Annotated in this window: 6 protein-coding genes; 1 reads left to right on the top strand and 5 read right to left on the bottom strand. The window is 69.6% G+C overall.

All coding sequences use genetic code 11. The features are described 5' to 3' along the window. Window positions 1–23 precede the first annotated feature (23 nt). Window positions 24–947 carry an ABC transporter substrate-binding protein gene (locus STRIP9103_RS19205; RefSeq protein WP_078613963.1) on the bottom strand — a complete coding sequence of 308 codons (924 nt, stop codon included), beginning with the start codon at window positions 945–947 and terminating at the stop codon, window positions 24–26. Between the two features lie 7 nt (window positions 948–954). Between STRIP9103_RS19205 and STRIP9103_RS49985 the strand changes: the two genes are divergently transcribed. Further along, a complete protein-coding gene (locus STRIP9103_RS49985) occupies window positions 955–1,119 on the top strand; it encodes a hypothetical protein (RefSeq protein ID WP_158696889.1) in 165 nt (54 codons plus the stop codon). On the opposite strand, the gene STRIP9103_RS19200 is transcribed toward STRIP9103_RS49985, so the two are convergent. From STRIP9103_RS19200 to STRIP9103_RS19185, 4 genes are all read right to left on the bottom strand, one after another. After that, window positions 1,094–1,783: an ABC transporter permease gene (locus tag STRIP9103_RS19200; RefSeq protein WP_009315042.1), complete on the bottom strand. Its 690-nt coding sequence runs from the start codon at window positions 1,781–1,783 to the stop codon at window positions 1,094–1,096. The two genes, STRIP9103_RS49985 and STRIP9103_RS19200, sit on opposite strands and share 26 nt — an antisense overlap. Next, a complete protein-coding gene (locus STRIP9103_RS19195) occupies window positions 1,780–2,445 on the bottom strand; it encodes an ABC transporter permease (RefSeq protein ID WP_009315045.1) in 666 nt (221 codons plus the stop codon). The genes STRIP9103_RS19200 and STRIP9103_RS19195 overlap by 4 nt, the downstream gene beginning before the upstream one ends. Further along, a complete protein-coding gene (locus STRIP9103_RS19190) occupies window positions 2,442–3,638 on the bottom strand; it encodes an ABC transporter ATP-binding protein (protein WP_009315035.1) in 1,197 nt (398 codons plus the stop codon). Before STRIP9103_RS19190 ends, STRIP9103_RS19195 begins: the two co-directional genes overlap by 4 nt. Before the next feature lie 228 nt (window positions 3,639–3,866). Beyond that, a partial coding sequence (locus STRIP9103_RS19185; protein WP_009315044.1) for a cytochrome P450 occupies window positions 3,867–4,824 on the bottom strand: 958 nt, incomplete at its 5' end.

Here is a 4,824-nt window from a genome sequence, read left to right as displayed (position 1 = left end):
TCCCCTCCGTCTGATCCCCCCTGTCAGCCGGCGAGTCCGGCCTTCGTCAGCCACTCCTCGGCGACGGCGCTCGCGTCCTCCTTGTCGTTGACGAGCTTCTTCATCATGTCCAGCAGGTCCTGGGTGGTGAGCTTGGCCGATACGGCGTTGAGGGCCGACTTGGCGGTGTCGTTCACCGCGTCCTTGTAGACGAGGGGGGTGACGTTCTGGGAGGAGAAGAGGTTCTTCGGGTCCTCCAGGACCACCAGCTTGTCCGCGACGATGGCGGGGTCGGTGGTGTAGAGGTTGGCGGCCTGGATCTCGTTGTCCTTCAGCAGCTTGACCAGGGTGGTCTGGGCGCCGGCGTCGAGCGGCTGGAACTTTCCGAACTCGACGCCGTAGATCTTCTTCAACCCGACCAGACCCTGGGTGCGGGTCTTGAACTCCGAACTGCCGCCGATGGCCAGGTCCCCCGCGACCGGCTTGAGGTCGGCGAGCGTCTTGAGGTCGTACTTGTCGGCGGTCTCGGCGGTGACGGTGACGGAGTCCTTGTCCTCGGCCGGGGCGGAGTCGAGTATCTCCACCGACTTCGGGAGTTTCTCCTTCAGTTCCGCGTTGACGTCATCGGTGCTGGTGGCGGTGCTGTTCTTGTCGACCGCCACGGACAGCAGGGCGCCGTTGTACTCGGGGAAGACGTCGATGCCGCCCTTGACGACCTGGTCGTAGTAGACCTCGCGGGCCCCGATGTCGAACTTGCGGGTCACCTTCAGGCCCTTGTCCTCCAGGGCCTGGGAGTAGATCTCGGCGAGGAGTTGGTTCTCGGGGAAGTTCGCCGAGCCGACGACGAGGGACTTGCCGTCGCCCTCGGCGCCACCGCCGGTCAGGGGATTGTCGTCGCTGTCCCCGCCCCCGCCGCAGGCCGTGAGCGTGAGTGCGGTGATCAGGCCGAACGCGGCGCCTCGGTACATGCCTCGCATGGGTGTTTCCTTTCTCGGGGCCCTCGGTGGCCGGGGGCCGAAGAAGCTCGGAACGCTGAAGAAACTCAGAACGCTGAAGAAGCTCGGAACGCTGATGAAGCTCGGAACGCTGATGAAGCTCGGAACGCTGATGAAGCTCAGGACTTGGCCGCCGAGGCCCTGAGGCCCGGCGAGACGACGAGGCGCCGCAGCGCGGTGAACGCGAGCTGGACGACCAGTGCGAGGGCGACGACGACGGTGGAGCCGCCGATGACCAACTCGTAGTCGTTGCGGGAGAGTCCGTCGACGATGAAACGGCCGAGACCGCCCAGACCGGGGTAGGCGGCGACGGTCGCGGTGGCGACCACCTGGATCGCGGCGACCCGCAGCCCGAGGAGGATCAGGGGCAGCGCCATGGGCACCTCCACCCGGGCCAGGACCTCCCACTCGGTCATGCCGATGCCGCGTGCGGCGTCCTTGGTGTCGGGGTCCACGCCCCGTACCCCCTCGAAGGTGTTGATGAGGATCGGCGGGACCGCGAGCGCGACCAGGGCGACCAGTACGGGGGTGGTGCTGAGCCCGGCGAGGGTGACGACCAGGACGACCAGGCCGAACGTGGGGATCGCGCGGGCGAGGTTCGCCACGCTGGCCACGGCGAACGCGCCCCGGCCGGTGTGTCCGACGAGCAGGCCGAACGTGAGCCCGATCAGTGCGGCGAACAGCAGGGACAGTCCGCTGTAGGTGAGGTGCTCCAGGAGCCGCTGAGGGATTCCGTCGTCGCCGTGCCACTGCGCCGAGGACGTCAGCCAGTCGCCGACGAGCTGGATCTGGTTCAGGAAGTCGTTCATGCCGCCGTCACCTTGCTCCGGGACCAGGGGGTGAGCAGCCGCTGCGCCAGGACCAGCAGGGCGTCGGTGGCGAGCGCGAGCAGCATGATCAGGACGATCGCGGTGACGATCGGGGTGGGGAAGTCGAGTTGGAGGCCACGGGTGATGTAGTAGCCGAGACCGCCCTGCCCGATCAGCTGGCCCACGGCGACGAGGCTGATGGAGGAGACGGCGGCGACACGTACCCCGGCGATGACGACGGGTACGGCGATGGGCAGTTCGACCTGGACGACACGGCGTACCGCGCCGAAGCCCATCGCGGTGGCCGCGAGCCGCACCGGTTCGGGGACCGAGGCGAGGCCGTCCACGACGTTGGGCACCAGGACCGACAGGGTGTAGAGGGTCAGCGGGATCATCACCGTCTGTTCGGTCAGCCCCGTGTACCGCACGAAGATCATGAACAGGGCCAGTGACGGGATCGAGTACAGGATGTTCGCCACGGTCAGCACCGGCGGATACAGCCGGCGCCAGCGGTGGCACAGGATGCCGAGCGGCACCGAGATGACCAGCCCGAAGAGGACCGGGAGCAGGCCGAGTCTCAGATGGACGCCGGTGTAGTCGGCGAGTTCGGAGGCGTGGTCGGCTATCCACTGCCACCGGACGAGCGGCTCGTCGTCGCTCATCGGCCACCACCGGCCGGGCTGTCGGCGTCCGCCTTGTCGGTGGCACCGCCGCCCGCCTTGTCGACGGCCTGATCGCCCGTCGTGCCGGCCGCCTCCTCGGCGGAGAGGTCGACGGCCGCCGCGGCGGTGAGTTCGTGCACGTCCGCGACGCCGACGACCGCGCCGTCCGCGTCCACGCCCACCGCGAGCCGGGCGGGTGAGAGCAGCGCCGAGTCGAGGGCGGCCCGTGCCGAGTCGCCGACGAGGCTGAAGGTGTGGCCGAGCGGGGCCAGCGATACGTCCGCGAGGGTGCCGCTCTCGGGCAGGTCGGCGACCGGGGCCCAGCCGAGCGGGCGTCGGGCGTCGTCGACGACGAGGACCCAGGGCTCGTCCGCCGTACGGGCCCGGGCCACGGGAGAGGACACGGGCAGTACCGTTCCGTCGCGCAGCGGTACATCGGCCGCCCTGACGAAGGACAGCCGGCGGATGCCCCGGTCGTGCCCCACGAAGTCGGCGACGAACTCGTCGGCGGGCTGGGACAGCAGGCGCTCGGGGGTGTCGAACTGGGCGAGTCTGCCGCCGGTTCGGAAGACGGCGATGTTGTCGCCGAGTTTGATCGCCTCGTCGATGTCATGGGTGACGAACACGATCGTCTTGTGCAGTTCCTTCTGCAGCCGGATGAACTCGGCCTGCAGTTCCGCCCGGACGATCGGGTCGACGGCGCTGAACGGCTCGTCCATCAGCAGCACCGGCGGGTCGGCGCCCAGCGCCCTGGCCACCCCGACGCGCTGCTGCTGGCCGCCGGACAGCTGATTCGGGTACCGCTTGGCCATCTCGGCCGGCAGCCCGACCAGTTCCAGCAGTTCGGCCGCCCGTGCCCGTGCCTTCTTGCGGTTCCAGCCGAGGAGCAGCGGGACGGTGGCGATGTTGTCGAGGACGGTGCGGTGCGGGAACAGTCCGGCGTGCTGGATCACGTACCCGATGCCGCGGCGCAGTTCAGGGGCGTTGACCTCCCGGATGTCCTGGCCGCGCAGGCTCACCGTGCCGGTGGTCGGCTCCACCATGCGGTTGATCATGCGCAGGGTCGTGGTCTTGCCGCAGCCGGAGGGGCCGACCAGGACCGTGATGCCGCCCTCGGCCAGCTCCAGGGACAGCTCGTCCACCGCTGTCGTGCCGTTCGGATACCGCTTGCTCACCGCGTCAAATCTGATCAAGGCTGCCCCTTACCCGACTGCATATGACCATTCAGCGTTGTTGGCGACTGAATGGCAGTCAATGGTCTGGCGTGAACGGCTCGTAAACGTTCACAAGACGCCGGTCCGATTCGCCGGGATGCTCAGGGTCCACGGCCGATGCGCCGCCGGGGACGACGACCGGGCCGCCGAGGTCGAGGAGCGGCCCGGTGGGGTGGTTGCGGGCAGGGGGTCGTTCGCCGTCGGGGCTCAACGGCCGGTGCGGATCAGGCCCGTCAGATAGCGCCACAGCGATGAGCGCTGCCGGGCGGACGCGTCCGGCACGACCACCTCGGCCGACTCCGGCCCCGGCTCAGCCCCTGCCCCCGCGTCTGCCTCGGTCGCCGAATCCGCCGCCATCGCCTCCGTCGGCGTCGGTTCGGACGTCGCCGCCAGTTCGTACCGTACGGGCAGTGAACGCAGGCCGCGCATGAACGGGGAGGAACGCCAAGGGAGTTGGTCGACGGGGAGGGCCAGGTCCAGGTGGGAGAAGCGTTCGAAGAGACGGCCCACGCCGACCGCGGCGACCGTCGACGCGAGTTCGCGGGCCGGGCACTGTCGGCGGCCGGCGCCCCAGGAGAGATGGGCCCGGGTGCTGACCGTAGTGGTGCTCGGGGCCACGTGGTCGGCGAAGAGCGGGTCGGCGTGGGCCGCGGCGGAGGAGACCCACACCGGGTCGCCCGCGCGGATCGTGTAGTCGCCGAGCCGGGTGTCCTCGGCCGCGAAGCGCGGGACGAAGTTGACCAGCGGCGGCTTGCGCATGACCACCCGGTTCATGGTCTCCCTGACCATCCCGGCGGACAGGCTGGCACGCACACTGCCTTCGCCGGAGAGGACCTCGACCACGGTGTTGGAGATGAGGATGCCGACGTGGTCGGAGGTCATGCCGAGCAGCATGAACAGCTCGCGGGCCAGTTCGTCGAGGGAGAGGCCGGGGTGGGCGGCCAGCAGGTGGGAGGGGAAGTCGTCGGCGGGGTTCCTCATCTTCTCCCGGCCGAGTTCCGCGAGCGCCGCCAGCAGCCGGTCCAGGGCGGGTTCCGCGTCCGGGCCGGCGTCCAGCACGCGCCACATGTCCATCAGCGCGTCGTCGCCCTGCGAGCCGGGGAAGCCGAGGAGATGGCTGGCCACCATCAGCGGCAGGGGCCGGGAGAACTGGGCGGACAGGTCG

The organism is Streptomyces ipomoeae 91-03, assembly GCF_000317595.1.
Classification (GTDB): Bacteria; Actinomycetota; Actinomycetes; order Streptomycetales; family Streptomycetaceae; genus Streptomyces; species Streptomyces ipomoeae.
The sequence above is the reverse complement of the archived record's forward strand: the minus strand, read 5'-3'. Positions and strand labels throughout refer to the sequence as shown.

What these genes read in the sequence shown, in the direction of transcription:
- STRIP9103_RS19205 (WP_078613963.1), bottom strand. Translation starts at nt 947, where the DNA reads ATGTACCGAGGCGCCGCGTTCGGCCTGATCACCGCACTCACGCTCACG.
- STRIP9103_RS49985 (WP_158696889.1), top strand. Translation starts at nt 955, where the DNA reads ATGGGTGTTTCCTTTCTCGGGGCCCTCGGTGGCCGGGGGCCGAAGAAG.
- STRIP9103_RS19200 (WP_009315042.1), bottom strand. Translation starts at nt 1,783, where the DNA reads ATGAACGACTTCCTGAACCAGATCCAGCTCGTCGGCGACTGGCTGACG.
- STRIP9103_RS19195 (WP_009315045.1), bottom strand. Translation starts at nt 2,445, where the DNA reads ATGAGCGACGACGAGCCGCTCGTCCGGTGGCAGTGGATAGCCGACCAC.